The organism is Sorangium sp. So ce385 (assembly GCF_051474135.1).
Lineage (GTDB): Bacteria > Myxococcota_A > Polyangia > Polyangiales > Polyangiaceae > Sorangium > Sorangium cellulosum_D.
Genome location: NZ_CP150337.1, coordinates 10363081 through 10382647, shown reverse-complemented (window position 1 = coordinate 10382647; position 19567 = coordinate 10363081). Strand labels below are relative to the sequence as shown.

The following is a 19567-nucleotide window of genomic DNA, read 5'->3' as shown; positions in this document are numbered from 1 at the left end:
TCGATGTCGCTGACGAACGAAGATCTCGCGCCCACGCCGGAGGCGGCGCGCACCTGGAAGCTCGGGCATTTCGCGGCGCTGTGGATCGGGATGGCCGTCTGCATCCCGACGTATACGATGGCCTCCGGGCTCATCGATCAGGGGATGAGCTGGCAGCAGGCGCTCGCGTGCGTGGCGCTCGGCAACGTCATCGTGCTCGTGCCGATGATCCTGAACGCCCACGCGGGCACCCGGTACGGCATCCCGTTTCCGGTGTTCGCCCGCGCGTCGTTCGGCGTGACGGGCGCGAACGTGCCCGCGGTGCTGCGCGCGCTGGTCGCCTGCGGGTGGTTCGGCATCCAGACGTGGCTCGGCGGGCAGGCGCTCTGGCAGCTCCTCGTCGCGCTCGTGCCCTCGGCGGAGGCGCCGCTCACCTCGGCGGCGTTCAAGGGGGCGATCGGCATCCACCCCGGCGAGCTCCTCGGGTTCGCCGTCTTCTGGGCGATCAACCTCCATTTCATCCTGAAGGGGACGGAGTCGATCAAGTTCCTCGAGACGTGGGCGGCGCCGTTCCTCATCGTGATGGGCCTCGCGATGCTCGGCTGGGCGTACGTCCGCGCGGGCGGGTTCGGCCCGATGCTGTCGCAGCCGTCGAAGATCCCCGAGGGGCAGCTCCTCAGCGTGTTCGCGCCGGGCCTCACCGCGATGGTCGGGTTCTGGGCCACGCTCTCGCTGAACATCCCGGATTTCACGCGGTACGCGCGCAGCCAGCGCGATCAGGCGATCGGCCAGGCGCTCGGGCTGCCGGCGACGATGGTGCTGTTCTCGTTCATCGGGGTCGCGGTCACCTCGGCGACGCCGGTGATCTTCGGGGAGCTCATCTGGGACCCGGTGAAGCTGCTCGCCCGCATCGGCGGCGCGTTCATCATGGTCCTCGCGATGGTGGGCCTGTCGGTCGCCACGCTGTCGACGAACCTCGCCGCCAACGTCGTCTCGCCGGCCAACGACTTCTCCAACCTCGCGCCCCACCGCATCTCGGCGCGTGCGGGCGGCGTGATCACCGCCGTCCTCGGGGCGGTGATCCTGCCGTGGAAGCTCATCGAGTCGTCGCAGGGGTACATCTTCACGTGGCTCGTCGGCTACTCGGCGCTCCTCGGGCCGATCGGCGGGATCCTGATCGCCGATTACTTCCTCCTCCGGAGGACGCAGCTCGAGGTGGACGACCTGTACCGGCGCGGCGGGGCCTACGAGTACCAGGGCGGGGTGAACTGGCGGGCGATGGCCGCCCTCGCGATCGGCGTGCTCATCAACCTGCCCGGCTTCCTGGCCGAGGCGATCCCGTCGATGAAGGACGCCGTCCCGGAGGTGATGCGCTCGATCTACACGTATGCGTGGTTCGTGGGGTTCTTCATCTCGGGAGGGCTCTACCTGCTGTTCTCGCTGGCCGGCCGGGCGGAGTCTGCGGCCGCGCGCGGGGCGTCGCCGGCGCGCTGACGCGGGGAGGGCGCCGGCCGAGCGCCCGTCAGGGGGCGAGCTTCACGATGTACGCGCTCCCGTTGTCGTACGAGCCCGCGCCGATCACGTTGCCGCCGCTGTCCACGGCCACATCGACGATCCCGCCGTAGCTCGCCGCGCCGAGCGGATCGGCCGACCACAGCACGTCGCCCGACGGCGAGAGCTTCACGATCGTGCCGTTCGGGGTGATGACCGCGTTGCCGGCGGCATCGACGGCGACGGCGCTGTCGCTGTAGATGTCGTTTCCGGAGCCGAAGCCGGTCGTGTCGACGCTCCACTGCGGCGCGCCCGCGGCGGAGAACCGCGTCACGGCGCCGCGGAAGGCGACGACCACGTCGCCGGAGGGGGCCACGGCGACGTCGCCCGTCTGCGGCGTGCCCGAGATGATCTGGCTCCATACGTGATGGCCGGCCGCGTCGAACTTCGCGAGGTACATGCCGTCGTCCACCGGCGAGCTCGTGAGCGGCCCGCCGCCGAGGTCGAGGATGCCGAAGTACTTGCCGAGGACGACGACGTTGCCGGCGCCGTCGACGGCGACGCTCCTGGGGCCGCTCTCGTAGGCGTTCGTCGGGAAGGTCTTGGCCCAGATCGGCGCGCCCGCCGCGTCGAGACGCGCGATCAAGAGCTCGCTGCCCGGCCCGCCGCCGAGGGTGCCAGTGCCGAGATCCACCGTGTCCCAGACGACGGCCGCGAGCGCGGCGCCCGAGCCGGCGCGGGCGACCTCGATCTGGTCGAGGCCGTCGATCTGCGCGAGGAGGTCGCCCGACGCGCTAAACCGCCGCAGCCCGACGTTCGAGACCGCGAGCACCTGGCCGGACCCCGACTCGGCGACGCCCAAAAAGATGCTGTCACCGGCCGGGCGCCGGTCCCACACGTAGCTCCCCGCGGCGTCGAGCTTCACGAGGAAGCTCGTGGTGAACAGCTCGAACGACGTCGGCTCGCCCTGCCCGGCGAAGTCGATCGGGCCGTAGCCGTAGCCGCCGAAGATCACGCTGTCCCCGCCGCCGACCGTGACCGTGTACGCCCGCATCCCCTCGTTCCAGCCGTTGACGAAGAGCCTGCTCCAGAGGACGGCGCCGGGCGCGCACGGCGCGCAGCTCGGGCCCCCGCAGTCCACGCCGGACTCGGCGCCGTTGCGGATCCCGTCCTCGCACGTGTCGTGGTAGCAGACCGTGAGCGCCGGCCGCTCCGCGGCGCTCGCGCTCTCGCTGCTCCGCAGGGTGCTCCGGGTGACCGCGTCCTCCTCGAGCAGCACGCCGTGGTTGCCCTGCGCGCCGCTCACCCAGGCCTGCGCGAGCGCGGTCACGTCGACGTTGCGGAAGCCGGTGGTGCCGCCGGCACCGCCGGTGACGAAGGAGGCCTCGACCGCCGGATCGAAGTGGCCGCCGCCGCCGAAATTGCCCCACGTGACGGTCGACTCCGACCAGGGCGCGGTGGCCCGGTGGACGCGCACGGCGCTGCTCTCGATCTTGTAGGTCTGATAGAGGGACAGCGTCGCCGAGGCGATCTCCGCGCTCGCGGGGATGCCGGCGAGGTCGAACCGGAGCAGGCTCCGCCGGACGCCGCCCGTGCCGGTGCCCGTCGTGAGCGTGGTGCTCGCGCCGTCGTTCCAGCCGGGCGAGACCTGCCAGATCGTCGCGTCGGCCACCGCGCCGCCGAGGCCGCGGCGGATCGTCACGCACCGCGGGTCGCACGCGTCGCCGAGGCCGTCGGCGTCGCCGTCCACCTGCGACGGGTTCGCGGCGGCAGGGCAGTTGTCCTGCGCGTCGACCACCCCGTCCCCGTCGCCGTCCTGCGCGACCTCGATCGCATAGGCGGGGGAGCCGACCAGGACCGAGCTCCCCGACACGGCGACGGCCTTGCCGAAGCCGCCGCCGATCGGGCCGCTGCCGGTGAGCTTGGCCCGCTCGATCTCGATCCACTCGCCGGCCGCCGGCGAGAACACGTACGCGGCCCCCGCGTCCGGCTGATCGAGGCGGTCGGCCAGCAGCGCGCCGGCCACCGCCATGTCGCCGGAGATCGCCACCGCTTCGCCCAGGCCGTCGCCGGTCCTGCCGTCGGTCGCGATCAGCCGGGAATCCCGGCGCCAGCCGCCCCCCGCGCGGTCGAACACGTAGGCCAGGCCCCGCCCGAGCTGGTACCAGGGCATCGGCGGGCTGAGGACGCCCGGCGCGCCCACGAGGATGCGCGCGCCCGAGATCGCGACCGAGCTGCCGAAGCGGTCGTACAGCGCCTCCGGCGGGTCCGCCACGAGCTTGTGCGGGGCGCTCCAGTCGCTCGCGTCGAACACGAACGCGGCGCCCAAGCCGTCGTGCTCCAGCCACCACGCGTTCCCCGGCGAGCCCACGACCACCGTGCCGCCCTCGATCGCGACGGGCGGCGTCTCCCAGGCGTTCTCGCCGGCCGGGGGGGCGAGCTCGATCTCCTCGCTCCAGGCGCCGCCGCTCCGCGAGAACACGTAGACCGAGCTCTCGGCCGAGAGCGCGGCCCGGTCGCCGTCGACCGCGACGGCCTCGCCGATGGGGTTCGCCGTCCCGCCGCTCGCCACGAGCTTGGCCTGCTCGGACCACGCGCCCCCGCTCCGCACGAAGACGTAGGCGGCGCCGGCGCCTCCGGTGCCCCAGGGCGCGCCGACCACGATCGTGTCCGCCGAGACCGCGACGGAGCGCCCGAAGGAGCCGCCGGCGCCCCCGTCGCTCGGGACCAGCTTGGCCTGCTGCGCCCAGGCGCCGCCGCCGCTCTTCACGAACACGTACGCGCTCCCGGGCGCCCCGACGACCGCGGTGTCGCCGGACATGGCGATCGCCTCGCCGCCGAGGTGGATCTGGCTCGCGCCGTCGACCGCGATGAGCGCCGTCCGCTGCGAGGCGGCGAGGGGATCGACCGTGATCGGGTACGCGGCCCCGGCGGTGTCCACGCGCAGCGACAGCGCGCGCTCGTCGGCGCCGAGCTCCATCCACGCGGGCAGCGCCCGCCCCGCGGCGTCGGTGGCGTGGAGATCCGTGTACCGGAGCGCCACCGCGCCCGAGGCGTCGCGCAGCGCGACCCCCTCGCCGCCGCCGAGCGGCGCCGCGCGGAGGTCGCCGCCCAGGGCGAGCTCGATCACGAGGTCGTGATCCCCCGGCGCGCGGCAGGGCGGCGCCGCCGCCACGGTGAAGCCCTGCTCCAGCCCGAGCGGCCCGTTCACGTACCACTCCACGAGCTCCTCGCCCGGCGACGCGCCCTGCCGGCGGAGCTCCACGCGGTTGTTCGCGGCGCGCGGCGCGGCGCTCGCCACCGCGCGCAGATCGCCCGCGCACCCGTAGCGCGCCGGGGCCATCGAGAAGCTCCACCGCCCCTCGCCCTCCTCGGGCGCGATCCGCACGCCCGACGCGCTGAAGTCGGCCGTGAGCCGGTGCGCCGGGTTCGGCGCGCGCAGCCCGGGCGCCTTCCCCTTCGAGGGCGCCTCGACGACCCTGTAGCTCTCGGGCGCGCTCGACTGCACGGCAGCGATGTACGCCGCCCGCAGGCGCGCGCGCGCCGCCGCGTCGAGCGCCGCGGGCGCCGCCGCGTCGGGCGCCGCGGGCGCCGCCGCCGCGCCGTCGACGGACGATGAAGGGCCTTGCGGCGCCTCGGTGGAGGCGCAGCCCCCCACCATGGCGGCTGCAGCCATCACCCGTCCCACCCGCCCCATTCGATATCCCATACGCTGGATCTCCCCATCTGGCTGGCGCTCCCTCGCGCGCGCGCACCGGGCGCCGGAGCGCTCCGCGCGGCAGGGCAGCGAGCCGCGGCGCACGCTCGCAAGGACCGCGCCCCACGGCCGTGGACGCTCGCAAGCCGTCGACGCCTCGCGCGCTCGGTCGATCCGGGCCGAGTCGATGGCCCCTTCGCCGCGCGCTCCTGGCCACTGGCCGGCCATGGCCCCGTGGGCCGGCCGCCGGCGGGGCCGCGGACGGGCGCCTCGCTGCGGGGCGGCGCCTCGCGCCGGAGCTGCGGCGCCGCGGCGCCGTGTCTGATTCCGTGGCACGCGCGGCGGGGTGACCGGAACAAACAACAGCGAGGGCACGAGCCCTCGCTGGAGGCACAGGGTCATGAAACTCGCAGCGACGGAAATCCGGTTGAATCGCGATCTCCCCACGACCGCCCTCGGGGCGAAAGGGCAGGTGGCGCATGACGTCTGATCACGACGAGCGCGCCGAGCTGCTGGACGAGCACCGCCCGGAGCTCGGGCGCCTGCTGCGGCGCATTCCCTCGCGCCGCGGCGCCGTGGCGTCGCTCTCGGGCTATCTCCTCTCCTTGCGGGAGCCGACAGGCTATCTCATCGCGATCGGCCTGCAGGAGCGCGACCCGGATCTCGAGCCCGAGCGCACGCTCCGCTCGGCCCTGGCCTCCGGCGTGCGCGCGCCGGTCCTGGCCGGCCTGATGTCGCGCTCGGCGCTGGCCGAGATCATCGCCCCGCTCTCGCCCGTCACGCAGGCGGTCGCCGCGGACATGAAGAAGGCGGTCCCCGCCGGCACGCTGCGGGTCGTCGTCGCGGCCGCCGGCGGGGCGGAGCTCTTCACCGTGAAGGCGTCGGACCTGCCGGCCGGCTGAGCCGCCCCAGCCGTCCCCGCCCGGCCCCGGCGCGCCGGGCGGCCCTCGGCGCCCGCGCGCCCGGCGCTCACTCGTTCGCGTAGACGCGCCGCTCGCTCGAATCGAGCCCCAGGTACACGACCCGGCGGTCCAGGCTCGCGCCCCCGCGCTCCGCGTCCTCCGGTGCCGGCCGCCGGTCGGCGGCCTCGTCGCTCTGGCGCAGCGCCTCGTACTCGGCGACCGAGGCGTGGCGGCACCCGTCGAGCGGGGCGTCGATCGCGAGGTCGGCCACGAGCGCGGCGGCCTCCGGCCGGACCCTGCCCGCGAAGAACTCGGCGCAGCAGCCCGACCCGTAGCTGAACAGCCCGATGCGCCGCCCCTGCAGGGCGCGGGCCTCCGCGTTGAGCAGGGACGCGAGCGCCAGGTACAGCGAGCCCGTGTAGATGTTGCCGATGCGCGCCGGCAGATCGAGCGACGGCTCCACCTCGACGGCGAAGCTCTCGTCGGCGGCCTGCTCGGTCAGGCCGTCCATCATCCGCCGGTGGCGGTGGGCCTTGCGGGCCATCTTGCCGTAGGGGACGTGGTAGCAGGTGCGCGCGAGCGGCTCGCCGTCGCCCGCGACGCGGCGCCACTCGGCGTACGCCCCGGCGAGGGCGTCGAGGTAGCACTGCACCGAGAAGTGGCCGTCGACGAGCGCCTCCTTGTGGTGGAGCGGCCGCCAGAAGTCGTAGACGTCGCGCGCGTAGGTGCCGGTCCGGCCGACCTCGATCTCGACGAGGCGCGGGCGCTCGCGCACGAGCAGCGCCACGGCGCCGGCGCCCTGGGTCGGCTCGCCCGCCGAGCCGAGCGCGTAGCGCGCCACGTCCGAGCAGACGACGAGGGCGGCGCGGCCGCGGGCCGAGCCGGACGCGATCCAGTCCACCGCGTTGAGCAGGCCGGCGGTACCCCCGAAGCAGGCGTGCTTGGCCTCGAAGACCCGGCACGCGCTGGGCAGCCCGAGCAGGCCGTGGAGGAAGGAGGCCGCCGGCTTCGAGTGGTCCACGGCGGTCTCGGTGCCCACGACGCAGAGCCCGATGTCCGCGGGGCTCGCGCCCGAGCGCTGGAACAGGCGGCGGGCCGCGTTGGCCCCGAGGGTGATCGGATCCTCCTCCGGCGCCGCGATCGCCATCCGGCGGGTGCCCAGGCCGGTCAGGTACTTGGACGGCGCGACGCCCCGGGCCTCGGCGAGCTCGCTGAGCTCGACGTAGCGGCGAGGGACGGCGAGGGCGATCGCATCGATGCCGATGGGAGGAAAGTCATGACGTAGGCTCATGCCTGCATCCTAGGGGCGCATTGTGCAGAGACCATCGAGCCCGCGCGGAAGCTCGGAGGAGCGGCGTAGGTTATGGCGCGTTGCATTATGGCGCCAGCGGGGCGCCGCGACCCGGCGCCGCGGCACCGCGCCCTCGCCGCGCGCGCCTCGCGTGCTGCGGTCCGTGGGCCGATGGGGCGTGCTGCGGTCCGTGGGCCGATGGGGCGTGCGGCGGTCCGTGGGCCGATGGGGCGTGCTGCGGTCCGTGGACCGATGTGCGCGCGCGCGCCCGGACGTGCGTGCTTTGCGCCAACGCGCATGAAGCGGAGCCTCGACCCGGACCGCAGCACATCGGGTCTGGAAGAGCGCGGCGCGCCGCCTACTGCGCACAACGACCCTCACACGGCCCAGCGAGCGAGCAGCCAGCGAGAAAAAATCGCGTTCGGGTCAAATTCATCACCACATCTCGTTGCAGTTGTGCAATCTGATATGGCGCGTTCTTGCGCCTTAGCGGTCGAGGTTCATGTGAAGCTCTCCCGGTCTACCATGGTGGTTCCGCTTCTTGGGTTGGGTGTTCTGATGATCACCGGCGCCGCGGGGTGCTCCTGCAGCTCCGGAGCGGAGGGCGAGGCAGGCGAGACGGCTGGAGCGAACGTCGGCGGAGGCGGCGGCGCCGGCGGCGCCGGGGGCGACGGGGGGACCGCTGGGGGCGGCGGCGACGGCGGCGACGACCAGATCGGCGCGGGGTCCGGCCACAACACGGGAGGCGCGCCGCCCGTCACGCCGGACACGGCGTGTGTCGCCACGGTCGCCGAGGCCACGCTCACGAAGCGGCCGGTCGATATCGTGTTCGTCATCGACAACTCGCCCAGCATGGCGAACGAGATCATCAGCGTACAGAACAACATCAACGAGAGCTTCGCCGCGATCATCGGCGCGAGCGGCATCGACTACCGCGTCATCATGATCTCCGCGCACGGCACCGCGCAGGTCGACGACTCGATCTGCATCGGCGCCCCGCTCAGCGCGGCGAGCTGCGACCCGGTGCCGGAGGCGCCCGGGAACAACCCGCCCGTCTTCTACCATTACAGCCACGAGATCAGGAGCAACGACGCGCTCTGCGTCCTTCTCGGCAGCTACAACGGCGGCCTGCCCGACCAGCACGGCGTCGCGCCGTCCGGCTGGTCCGAGTGGGTGCGCGAGGACTCGCTCAAGGTGATCACGGTCATCACCGACGATCACGTGGGTTGCCAGTCGACGCACCTCCCGCGCAACATCTATATCGACGACACGCGGCAGCCGCTGGAAGACGTCGCCGATGACTTCGAGGGCCTCTTGTTCGGCCTGGATCCGGTGGTCTTCGGCGACGTCACCGCGCCGAACTACGTCTTCCACAGCATCGTCGGGCTCCGCGAGAACACGCCCGCCACGGACGCTTACGAGCCCGACGGCGACGTGGTCGAGGAGACGTGCGGCACCGCCGTGGCGCCGGGCACGGGCTACCAGACGCTCAGCAAGAGGACCGGCGGCCTCAGGTTCCCGCTCTGCGAGACGAGCTCCTATGACGTGGTGTTCCAGGCGATCGCGGAGGGCGTCATCACCGGAGCGGTGGTCGAGTGCGAGTTCGCCGTGCCGGACTCGCCGCCGGGGGAGGTCATCGATCTCTCGACCGTGGTCGTCCAGTACACGCCGGGCGACGGGGGCGAGGCGCAGTCGTTCGGTCAGGTGCCGAACGCGGCGGCGTGCGCCGCGGGCTCGTTCTTCATCGAGGACGACATGATCAAGCTCTGCCCCGACGCGTGCCAGGCGGTCCAGGCCGACGCCGGCGCGGCGATCGACGTCCTCTACGGCTGCGATCCCGAAGCGGCGGATTGAGCTCGCGCGAGCGGCGGCGGCGCTCGCCAGCGCCGCCGCCGGGTCGGGCGCGCTGCCCTGCGCGCCGTCAGGCGCGCACCGCACCCTCAAAAACAGCAGCGGAAGCCGATGTTCGGGTTGGTGTCGTCGCGCCGGCGCGCGTACGAGCCCGCATCGCACCTGGCCGCCTTGAGCGTGCCGTTCGCGACATCGTCCGCGTCCGGCACGGACGCCCTCGAGCCGCCGCGGACGAGGCAGTTGCCCTCCGCGTCGCAGGAGTTCTCCCACTCGGCCACGTTCCCGCTCATGTGATAGAGGTCCGTCACGCTGCCCTCGCACATCGTCAGCGGCGGAACCGGGGAGGGACCCACGGACTTCAGGGCGAACTCGCCGTCGGGATCGTTGACCTTGCACTTCGGCTCATACGCGTGGCCATAAGGATATTCGTTCACGCCCTGGCCGGAGCACGCGTTGTACCACTCGTTCTGCGCGCGGTTCGCGAGCTCGGCGGGCGAGCTCGCTCCACCGCCGATCCTGCCGCAGAGGTGCTTGCTCCGCCACATGCAGTATGCGTACGCGTCGCACCAGTCGATGTAGTTGACGGGCGCTCTCGCCTCGGCGTAGGGCCACCCGTCCGAGGGTTGGTAGATGTTTCCGGAGCACTCGGCCGGCAGGCCGGCGGGCGGCAGGCTCGCCCCCAGGAAGGCGTCGTACTCCTCCTTGGTCACCTCGTACTGATCGATGCAGTAGTTCCCTCCGCCCGCCACGGGCGCGATCACCATCCCGTTGGGGCAGGCGCAGAGATGGGTCGTGCTGTTGCAGAGGTTCGACGCGCAGTCTTCGCCGCTCGTGCACTGCTGCCCCGGAGGGCACTTGGTGCGGCAGCCATTCCCGCCGCAGTCGACGTCGGTCTCCTTGCCGTTCTTCACCCCGTCGCTGCAGCTCGCCTCCTGGCAGATCTGATTGATGCAGACGAGCTCGCTGCAGTCGGTCGACAGGCGGCATGCCTCGCCGGCGTCGCAGCCGGCGCAGCGCCCGCCGCAATCGACGGCGGTCTCGTCGCCGTTCTTCACCGTGTCGCTGCAGCTCGCCGTCAGGCACTTGCCGCCCACGCAGCTCAGCGACTCGCAATCCGAGCTCGCCACGCACTCCAGGAGGTCCGGGCAGGGAGGACACTCCGGGTTGTCGTTGCGCTGCGCCGCCGCGGCGCCGCCGCAGTCGATGCTGGTCTCGTCGCCGTCCTTCACGCCGTTGTCGCACTGCGCCTCCGCGCACGTGGTGCCGCCGCCGGCGCTCTCCTCACAACGCCGTGAGAGGCAATCCGTCGGCTCGGCGCACGCCTGGCCCGCGCCGCAGGGATCGCAGTCGCCGCCGCAGTCGCGGTCCGTCTCCTCGCCGTCCTTCACGCCGTTGGTACAGCCCGGCGAGGGCTCACCGCCGCCCGCGCCCTGTCCGCCTTGCCCGCCGGGGCCGCCGCCGTGTCCGCCGGTGCCCGTCGTGACGCTGCCCGTGGGGAGGTTTCCTTGGGTCGGAGGCCGGCCCTTCCCGTCGCTGCTGCTGCACGAGACGGCCACGGCGAGGGCCGCGAGAGGAATCAGAACGACAGACGACCGGATCATGGAGCTGCCTCCCAGCGTTCAATCACGAGGTCAGAGGAAGACGCTCAGCTTACTTGTGATATCGGCTGTTCAGCGCGACAAAACACCGGCCGGCGAGACGAAACCACCGCCAGATACGTGCTTCCACGTGCGCCGCGCAGGCATTTCTCCGCGAGGCCGCAGGCGCTCCACGAGGCCCCAGGCGCTCCGCGGTCGCCGGCTCCTCAGCGAGCGATCTCGTCCAGCCACTCGCGCGCCAGCGCGAGGATCCGCGCGTGATCGGGCACGTCGCTCAGGAAGCGCTCGCGCCAGACCGGATCGCCGATCCTCCCGGCCCGCACGAGCAGCCCGTTGCGGGCCAGCGCGATGGCGCCCTTGGCCTCGGCCGCCTGGCCCGTCGCCGAGAGCGCCTCGGCGTGGACCAGGCGCACCAGGAAGCCCTCCTCCTCGCGGCGGTCCGACTCGAGCAGCGACAGCGCCTCGGTCGTGGCCGCGAGCGCCTCCCCGGCGCGCCCGAGCTCGAGCAGGGCGCGCGCGCGCGTCGCGATCGCCGCGGGGAGCCGCTCCGGCACGCCCCGCGCGAGCGCCTCGGCCGCCCGCGACTCCACCTCGGCGAGCGCGGGCTCGCCCGCGAGGAGCAGCACGCGCGCGAGCTGGAGCCGGCTCTCGCACTCCCGGCGCCGGTCGCCGCGGCGCTCCAGCGCCTCGATCGAGCTCCGCAGGGCCGCCTTGGCGGCGTCGACCTGGCCCGAGTGGGCCAGCGCGAGGCCGAGGTTCTGCAGCGCGTTCGGCACCCGATCGTCGAGCGCCATCCGCTCCGCCTCCGCGAGCCCGGCGCGGAGCACCTCCGCCGCCGCCTCGAAGTACCCGAACTGCACGTAGCAGAGGCCCATGTTGAGCCGCGCCCGGCACGCCTCGCGGCGATCGCCGATGTCCTCGAAGGCGGCGAGCGCCGCGCTCATGCTCGCGATGCAGGCGCTCGGATCGCCGTTGTGCTGCCGGAGCAGCCCGTGCAGGTAGAGGAGCTTCGCCTCGATCAGCAGATCCGCGGCCGACGCGTCCTCCGTCGCCTGCTCGACCGCGTCGATCAGCGCGTCGACGCACGCGTAGCGGCCGCCGAGCAGGAGCACGATCGCCCCCTCGAGCAGGCAGGCGTTCTTCGCGACGCGCGCGCCCTCGAGGGGCTCTGTGCCGAGGACGACCATCATCCAGCGCTCGACGCGCTCGTACTGGCCCTGCTTGTGCCCCGCGCCGGCGAGCTGCGTGAACGCCGAGAACCACGCCACGGAGCCGGGCGCGAGGTGCTGCGTCGCCTCGATCCCGCGCTGCTCGGCGAGGGCGGGCTCCCCGCGCCAGAGCAGCGCCTCGGCCTCGACGAGGCGGAGCGCGCCCACCGCGGCCTCCCCCGGCCCGCAGGCGATGCCGCGCTCGGCGCAAGCGATCGCCGCGGCGAGGTCGTTGCCCCGCAGCGCCTTGTCCGCCGCGCGCAGGTACCACTCGGCGGCCTTCTCGGGCTCCTCGCCGCGCTCGAAGTGCTCGGCGAGGACCCGCGGATCGCCCTCGCCGGCCGCCTCGAGGAAGCCGCCGGCGAGCGCGTGGCCGATGCGGAGGTCGCGCGCGGTCAGCATGCCGTAGGCGGCCTCGCGCACGAGCGCGTGGCGGAAGCAGTACTCCGCGTCGTCGCGCTGCCGCCCCTCGCCGCGCCGCACGATCACCTCGCGCCGCAGGAGCTCCGAGAGGAGCGGCGCGATGTCGATGCTCCCGAGCAGCGCGGCGACCGCGCTCGCCCGGAACGTCTCGCCGAAGATGCTCGCCGCCCTGAGGAGCCGCCGCGCCTCGGCGTCGAGCGTCTCCAGCCGCGCCTGCACCATGGCCACCACCGTCTCCGGCTGGCCCTCGCTCTTGCCCTCCGCGGCGGCGCGGATCTGCTCCTCGAGGAAGAACGCGTTGCCGTCCGCGCGCTCGACGAGGCGCGCCACGAGGTCGTGCCGCGCGTGCGCGCCGAGCGCCTCGCGGACGAGCCGCTCGCTCGCCCGGCGCGGGAGCGGCAAGAGGTGCAGCTCGTGCGCGAGCCGGCCCTCCCAGAGCCCCGGGAAGAGCCGGCGCACGTCGGGCCGCCCGAGCGCCAGCACGAGCAGCGGCGCGTCCTTGAGCTTCCGCAGCGCCTCTTCCACCATCGTGACGGTGGGGAGATCGCCCCACTGCAGGTCCTCGAGCACGAGGAGCACGGGCCCTGCGCGGCACGCCGCCCCGAGGAACGCCTCCCAGGCGAGGCGGAGCTGGTCGCCCATGAGCACGGCGTCGCGCCGCGCGAGCCTGAGCTGCACGTCGTGCTCGTCGGGGAACGGCGCGCCGACGAGCTCGCCGAGGAACGGCGCGACGCGGGCGGCGTCGAGGCCGTGCTGCTCCGCGCGGCTCCGGACCTTGCGCTGCCGCGCCTCGAGCGGCTCGCCGTCGGCGATGCCGAGGGCGTGGCGGAGGGCGCTCGCGAGCAGGCCGAAGGCGGAGCCCGCGCCCATGGGGTCGCCCTGGCCGATCCAGACCTCGATGCGGTCGCCGCGCTCGCGGAGCTTGCGGATGAGCTCCTGGCGCAGGCGCGACTTGCCCATGCCTGCCTCGGCGGTCACGAGCACGGCGCCGGCGGCGCCCTCGTCGATGCAGCGATCGACCTCCCCGAGGAGCATCGCGAGCTCGCGCTCGCGGCCGACGTACGTGGTCGGCCTGCCGAGCAGCTGCGCGGTGCGCTCGTCGCGCGCGCCGTGGAGGACGCGGCCGGCGGCGTCCTCGGTGACGTCGAAGCGGGCGCCGATGAGGCCCGCGGTCACCTCGTCGATGCGGACGCCCGCGAGGGGGAAGCGGCCGTCGTCGGCCGCGAGCATCTGGAAGGCGCGGTCGATGAGCTCGCCGACGGGCACGCGGGCGGAGAGCTCCGCCCGGCCGGTGGCGAGGGCGACGGGCGCGCCGCCGAGCAGCTCCTTCAGCGCGAGGGCGCAGCGGGCGGCGCGCGCCGCGAGGTCGGTCGGGGTGCCCGCGCCCGACAGCACGATGAGCGGCGAGCGGCCCTCGACGAGCTCGAGCTCGCCGCGGTACTGCTCGGCCACGTCGTGCAGCTGCCAGAGCTGTGCGCGGCGCGGCTCCTCGGCGCCGTCGCCCTCGGCGGGGTGCTCGCGGGTGACCACGAGGCACATCACGCGCCGCTCGCCGGTCGTGAGCTCCACGGCCCGCGGCGGGAAGGAGCGCGGCCCGCCGAGGCCGCCCTCGGGCGCGTCGATCCTGGCGAGCTCGGCCGCGACGGCGTCGCCGTCGGCCGGTCGATCCTGCGGCGATTTCGCGAGCATGCGGGCGACGAGGTCGTCGAGCGCGGCCGGGGTGCCGGGCCGGAGCTCGCGCACGCGGGGCGGGTCCTCGAGGAGGACCTTCATCAGCACGGCGAGGCCGGCGTTCCCCTGGAAGGCGGGGCGGCCGGTGAGGCAGCGGTAGAGGATGCACCCGAGGGCGAACACGTCGACGCGGGCGTCGGCGCTGAGCTCGCCGCGGGCCTGCTCGGGGGCCATGTACCCGGGCGTGCCGAGGACGAGGCCGGCGGCCGTGAGCGGCTCGTCGGCGGCGGTGCGCGCGAGGCCGAAGTCGATGAGGCTCACGCGGTCGAGCGCGCCGCCCTGGAGCAGCAGGTTGCTCGGCTTCAGGTCGCGGTGGACGAGGCCGAGCCTGTGGATCTCGCCGAGGGTCGTCGCGACGCGCAGGCCGAGCTCCAGGGTCTCTTCGAGGGTGAGGCCCTGGCGCGTGAGGCGGTCGGAGAGCGTCTCGCCGTCGAGCCACTCCATGGCGAGGTACGGCTGCCCCCACGCGGTGGTGCCGTGCGCGACGTAGCGCACGACGCCGGGCACGCGGGCCGCCGCGAGCGCCTGCGCCTCGCGCGCGAAGCGGCCGAGGTGCTGGGTGCCCTCGGTGGTCAGGAGCTTCATCGCGACGGCCTCGCCGGTCTCTCGATCGTGCGCCCGGTAGACGGCGCCCATTCCGCCGGAGGCCGCCAGGTGCTCGATGCAGAAGCGGCCGTCGATGATGTCTCCTGCCTGCATCGCTCACCGAGCGCCCCGGGAGGGTGCTCACCGGCGGCCAGACTGCCAGCGAGGCAAGCTCTGCGTCCAGTGCTCATTCCGCGTCGCGCGGCCTCGCGCCCGGTCCGCGTACGTCTCGGGGCGAAGAGCCGGCCGGGGCGGACGAGCGCGTATGTGCGGGGCGCGATCTGGAAATCTGATCGAAACAGAGGCAGGGCGAGGGAGCCGCGAGACAGGTGGGGTGAGCGCGGCAGGCGGGTGAGCGCGGCAGGCGGGGTGAGCGCGGCAGGCGTGCAGGGGCGGCCTCGCGGCGCTGGTGGAGGGGTTGCCACGCGGCGCCTCGAACGCGAAGAAGGCGTGGTGGCGAGAGGAGCGATCATGGCGACCATGACTCAGTTGCGTGAGCAGACGACCGGGGACGGCAGGCCAGGGCCCGAGGCGCAACCCATCCTGCGCCAGCGCGGGGAGGAGATTCAGCCGTACGGGGCGCTGGCGCGCTATCCGCTGGGGCTCGGCGACGACGTGCGCGCGGCCAGCATCAAGGCGCTCAATCAGATCCTGAGCGACACGATGGTGCTGCGCGACATGTACAAGAAGCACCACTGGCAGGTATCCGGGGCGACCTTCTATTCGCTGCACCTGCTGCTCGACAAGCACTACGAGGAGCAGGCCAAGCTGGTCGACGACCTGGCCGAGCGGGTGCAGACGCTCGGGGGGATCGCCATCGCGATGCCGCACGACGTCGCGGAGATGTCGAAGATCGAGCGGCCGCCGCGGGGGCGCGAGGAGGTGCCGGTGCAGATCTCGCGGCTGCTCGAGGCGCACGAGCAGATCTTGATCGAGGCGCGCGAGGCGGCGGGCAAGGCGGCGCAGGGCGGCGACGACGGGACGAACGACCTGCTCGTGAGCCAGATTGTGCGCGTCAACGAGATGCAGGTGTGGTTCCTGTCCGAGCACCTCGTGGACACGCCGCTCGTCCGGGCGCGGTAGGCGGCGGGGGCGATCCCGCGCTGAGCGCGGCCGGGGGTGGCCGGGATAACCGGGGTGGATGAGGCCGTCGGATCGCCGCCGGACGCGCGGTCTTGCGCCGTGATCCGCGGTGCGCGATGCTCTCCCCATGCAATTCATCGAGGTGCTCGAGAGCGGCGGTATCGCCGAGGTCGTGTTGAATCGACCCAAGGTCAATGCGATGAGCCAGGCGGTGCTCCGCGAGATGGCCGACGTCTTCCGGCGGCTCGCGGAGGACGGCGCCGTGCGCGGCGTCCTCGTCCGCGGCGCCGGCAAGTGCCTGTCCGCGGGGCTCGATCTGCGCGAGGTCGCGTCGCTCGATCGAGAGCGGCTCGCGGGCTTCCTCGACGATTTCGACGCTGCGTTCGGCGCCGCGTTCCGCTTCCCGAAGCCGTTCGCCGCCGCCGTGCACGGCCACGCGCTCGCGGGCGGCGCCGTGCTCGCGATGTGCGCCGACTACATCGCGCTCGGCGACGGCGATTCTAAGTTCGGGCTCCCCGAGCTCGTCGTGGGGATCCCGTTTCCGCGTGTCGCCTTCGAGATCGTGCGCGCCGCCTGTCCCACCCGCGCGTTTCGGAGGCTCGTCTTCGGGGCGGACAGCCACTCTCCGGCGGAGGTGTTCGAGATGGGCGTCGGCGACGCGCTCTCCAAGGAGCCGCTCGAGGACGCGCGCCGCTGGCTCGCCACGGCGTGCAGCCGCCCCGCGGCGGCGTTCCGCTTCGTCAAGGCGAGCCAGCGCAAGGAGGCGTGGGCGCGGATCGCGGCGCCGGCGCCGGAGGAGCGGGAGGCCTTCGTCGAGGCGCTGCTCTCCGCCAAGGAAGCGTTGGCGGCGCCGCTGGCGGGGTGAGGTCCAGCACGCGTCGCCGTCGCCGCCACGGCCGTTGAGCGCGCGTCGCCTCTCTCCATGGGTCCGTGCGCCTGCCGCCTCACCTCGGAGGCGAGGGTTTACGGCAGGGCAAGGACCCCGATGGGGCGGACCAGGCGCTCGTCCTCCGGCACGAGCAGGGCACCCATCTGGCCCGACGCGGGGAGCGGCGAGCCCGTCGCGCCGTCGAACCGCAGCACAGCCCCCGGGTGGCCCGTCGCCTCGTCGGCGTTGAAGCCCACGGTGAAGAGCCGACCTCCGGCTCCGAACGCGAGCGATCCGAGGTTGTTTTCGCTCGGCGTCTTGCCGGAGTAATTCGTGGACATCGTGCTCATGAGCGCCCCGGTCGCGCGATCGTAGCGCCGGATGTCGTTCGCGAAATCGCTCACGAACACGTCGCACGCGCCGCCCTCGCAGTCAGGCCCGAAGACCACGCCGACGAGGCTAATAAAGCCGAGGCCCGCCGGGGAGAGCTCCGGCTGGTCGATGAACACGGCCATGTCGCCCGTCTCGATATCGACGCGCAGCACCTGGCTCGGCAAGCCCGGGAAGGTGGGCTTACCGTCGACCGCCACCGAGCCCTCGGTGGTCACATAGAGCTTTCCGTCGGGGCCGAAGGTGAGGGCGTTGGGCCCGTTCAGCCCGCCCGGCTGGCCGTCGCCCGTCTTGAATACGTCGATGAAGGCGCCGGTCGTCCCGTCATAGCGCAGGAGCTGATCGCTGAGGAAGCTCGACACATAGAGCTTCCCGTCGGGGCCGAACGCGATGCCGTAAGGGCGCACCAGGCCTCCGCCCGAGGCGAATTTGCCCTTGAAAGCAAATGTCTTGCCGTCATAGCGGAGCACCGCCGAGTTTTGCTCGCTGTCGCCGCTCGAGATGTAGAGATCGGCGTCGAGGCCGATGACCATCGTATCCGGGGCGAGGAGCCCGCCGGAGCCTTTCGCGATCACCTCGCCGAGGAAGGCGCCCGTCTCTTGATCGATGCGGACAACGTTGTCGCCGCGTGTGTTCGCGATCAGCAGGCTCGGCGCAGACTTACCACCACCACCACCGTCACCGTCGCCGCAACCCGAGAGCAGCGCGGCCAGGATTACAAAGGCTCCGTATATGTTCCTGGAACGACGCATGGATCCGCCTTTCGGTGATTGACATGGATGCGGTTGAGGAGATTTATATTGCAGGAGCGCCGCTCTGAAGGGTACAAAAATCAGTCGAGCGCTCGGCGCTCGCGTGATGGGCTCAGCGACGTCGTCGGGGCTGAGTCACCCACCCCTTGGCGACTTCGACCCCTCAAGCCGATCGAGCGCTCCATCAAAGTCGACGTGACTCTGCAGCACCGTGCCGACGATGCATGGCCCGATGATGTCACGCGCACACCCTGTGCCGCCCTCAACCCGCACCGCAAGGTGCCTGTGCTCGTCGACGGCGCGCTCGTCCTGCGCGAGTCGGGCGCGATCGTCGCGTATCTCGGCATACCGCGAGCGGATCCGAAGCGCGCAAGAGAGCGACAGGAAGCGACGCCGAAGGCTGGCAAGCTTGAGAACGTCAACGGAATGTGCTGGAGCGCGCATCACGCCAGATTGTCCCGCACCCGTGCCAGTGTGCACCGCATGGAGACCAGCACGAGCACGTGCGGAAGCCGCGCAACGGCCGGTGGGCGGGCCGCAGCCAGCGAGCCGAGATGGAGCCAGCCGAGGAGCGCTGCCGCCGCCGCGAGGACCAGGCTGCCTGCTGCCACCGTGAGCGCGATCCGGATGCGCCCCCGGGCGGTGGAGGTGGCCTGTTGGCCTTCGCCCGAGAGGGCGACCGGCGGGCGCGCCGGGTCACGCGCTGCGGATTCGCGTGCCGAACGCGGCGAGGCGGTCGAGCATGTGCTCGGGGTCGATCAGCGCGTTCGGATGGTAGAGCCCTGGGGCCACGCGCTCGCCGCCGGCGAGCCCGAGCAGCCGCTCCACGGCCACGGCGACGCCGACGGCGGTCATCGGCGCCTGGCCCTCCGGGTGCACGAGCTCGTGACGCGAACGCCCTCGCGCGCCGTCCTTCTTCACCCCCTCGAGCTCGATCACGATCTCGGTCGAGAACGGCTCGCCTCGCCGGCGGCTGGCCGTCTCCCCGAGCACGAGATCGAACCGGATCGAGCGCGCGTCCGTCGCCGCGGCGATGCTCATGGGATCGAGCACCGGGTAGATCTGGCCCTTTACCTCGGTGCCGTCGACGGTCACGAACGACCGTGAGGCCTCCTCTCCACCCACCCAGATCCACCGGCCGTCCTTCAGGAGGAGCGCGTTCATCCCGGCCCTGGTCTGGCGCTCGAAATCGGCGTACGCGGCGGGGCCGCCCACGTCCTGCTCGTCGAGGACCACGCCGATCGCGACGCTCTCGACGCGCGCGTAGCCCCTCGCGAAATGGAGGGTCGGTAACGTCGCGGCGCCGGCGAGCCAGTGGCTGGCGAGCAGGACGGGCGCGCTCCTCGGGCGCTGCGCGTGGAGCGCGATCTCGGGCGCGATCTCGAACGCCACCGTCGAGATGTCGACGTAGGCCGCGCCGGTCTCCTGCGCGAAGCGGAGCGCGTTCATCCGTTCGTCCTTCAAGAACATGAGCACCGCGCCGTACGCCTCGCCCGCCGTCTGCCCGAGATCGGGCCGCTCGAGGTCCACGCGGACGGGGCGCGCGCGGCCGACCTGCTCCGCGACCGCCGCGGCCTTCGCGAGATCTCTCCCGCCGATCGCGATCGGCAGGTCGGGGTACAGCGCGCGCAGCGTCCTCGCGGTCCGAGAGCCGACGACGCCGGACCCTCCGACGATGAGAACGGATTCCCTCGTGCCCTTCGCCATGTTCGTCATGA

The 19567-nt window shown here is 72.9% G+C and carries 11 protein-coding genes and 1 pseudogene; 6 read left to right on the top strand and 6 right to left on the bottom strand.

All coding sequences use genetic code 11. The features are described from left to right. Window positions 1-3 precede the first annotated feature (3 nt). Window positions 4-1473: an NCS1 family nucleobase:cation symporter-1 gene (locus WME83_RS37960; protein WP_437314586.1), complete on the top strand. Its 1470-nt coding sequence runs from the start codon at window positions 4-6 to the stop codon at window positions 1471-1473. A 28-nt stretch (window positions 1474-1501) separates the two neighbouring features. Here WME83_RS37960 and WME83_RS37955 read toward each other — a convergent pair whose 3' ends face one another. Then, window positions 1502-5146, bottom strand: coding sequence for a DNRLRE domain-containing protein (locus tag WME83_RS37955; protein WP_437314585.1), 3645 nt, complete (start codon window positions 5144-5146; stop codon window positions 1502-1504). 500 nt (window positions 5147-5646) lie between these two features. Here WME83_RS37955 and WME83_RS37950 point away from each other — a divergent pair, with 500 nt between their 5' ends. After that, window positions 5647-6069 carry a hypothetical protein gene (locus WME83_RS37950; RefSeq protein ID WP_437314584.1) on the top strand — a complete coding sequence of 141 codons (423 nt, stop codon included), beginning with the start codon at window positions 5647-5649 and terminating at the stop codon, window positions 6067-6069. 67 nt (window positions 6070-6136) lie between these two features. Here the strand turns inward: WME83_RS37950 and WME83_RS37945 are convergent, their stop codons facing one another. Continuing rightward, window positions 6137-7360 carry a hydroxymethylglutaryl-CoA synthase family protein gene (locus tag WME83_RS37945; protein WP_437314583.1) on the bottom strand — a complete coding sequence of 408 codons (1224 nt, stop codon included), beginning with the start codon at window positions 7358-7360 and terminating at the stop codon, window positions 6137-6139. Window positions 7361-7918: 558 nt separating this feature from the next. On the opposite strand from WME83_RS37945, the gene WME83_RS37940 reads away from it, so the two are divergent. Further along, window positions 7919-9214 carry a hypothetical protein gene (locus WME83_RS37940; protein ID WP_437314582.1) on the top strand — a complete coding sequence of 432 codons (1296 nt, stop codon included), beginning with the start codon at window positions 7919-7921 and terminating at the stop codon, window positions 9212-9214. An 86-nt stretch (window positions 9215-9300) separates the two neighbouring features. Here WME83_RS37940 and WME83_RS37935 read toward each other — a convergent pair whose 3' ends face one another. Together WME83_RS37935 and WME83_RS37930 are read right to left on the bottom strand one after the other, a co-directional pair. Then, window positions 9301-10812 (bottom strand): formylglycine-generating enzyme family protein, encoded by a 1512-nt coding sequence (locus tag WME83_RS37935; RefSeq protein ID WP_437314581.1) that lies wholly within the window; start codon window positions 10810-10812, stop codon window positions 9301-9303. A gap of 203 nt (window positions 10813-11015) precedes the next feature. Continuing rightward, the gene (locus WME83_RS37930; protein ID WP_437314580.1) at window positions 11016-14870 is read right to left on the bottom strand and encodes a serine/threonine-protein kinase; all 3855 of its coding nucleotides are present in this window, start codon (window positions 14868-14870) and stop codon (window positions 11016-11018) included. A gap of 357 nt (window positions 14871-15227) precedes the next feature. On the opposite strand from WME83_RS37930, the gene WME83_RS37925 reads away from it, so the two are divergent. Next, window positions 15228-15839 (top strand): Dps family protein, encoded by a 612-nt coding sequence (locus WME83_RS37925; RefSeq protein WP_437314579.1) that lies wholly within the window; start codon window positions 15228-15230, stop codon window positions 15837-15839. 127 nt (window positions 15840-15966) lie between these two features. Next, on the top strand, window positions 15967-16704 hold the full coding sequence (locus WME83_RS37920; protein WP_437314578.1) for an enoyl-CoA hydratase/isomerase family protein: 738 nt from the start codon (window positions 15967-15969) through the stop codon (window positions 16702-16704). A gap of 98 nt (window positions 16705-16802) precedes the next feature. Here WME83_RS37920 and WME83_RS37915 read toward each other — a convergent pair whose 3' ends face one another. Beyond that, window positions 16803-17849, bottom strand: coding sequence for a Vgb family protein (locus WME83_RS37915; protein ID WP_437314577.1), 1047 nt, complete (start codon window positions 17847-17849; stop codon window positions 16803-16805). Between the two features lie 27 nt (window positions 17850-17876). Here WME83_RS37915 and WME83_RS37910 point away from each other — a divergent pair. Beyond that, a pseudogene (locus WME83_RS37910) lies at window positions 17877-18179 on the top strand (hypothetical protein); the annotation flags it as partial. 366 nt (window positions 18180-18545) lie between these two features. Here WME83_RS37910 and WME83_RS37905 read toward each other — a convergent pair. Continuing rightward, complete coding sequence (locus WME83_RS37905) at window positions 18546-19565, bottom strand: saccharopine dehydrogenase NADP-binding domain-containing protein (protein WP_437314576.1); 1020 nt, start codon at window positions 19563-19565, stop codon at window positions 18546-18548. Window positions 19566-19567: the final 2 nt, after the last annotated feature.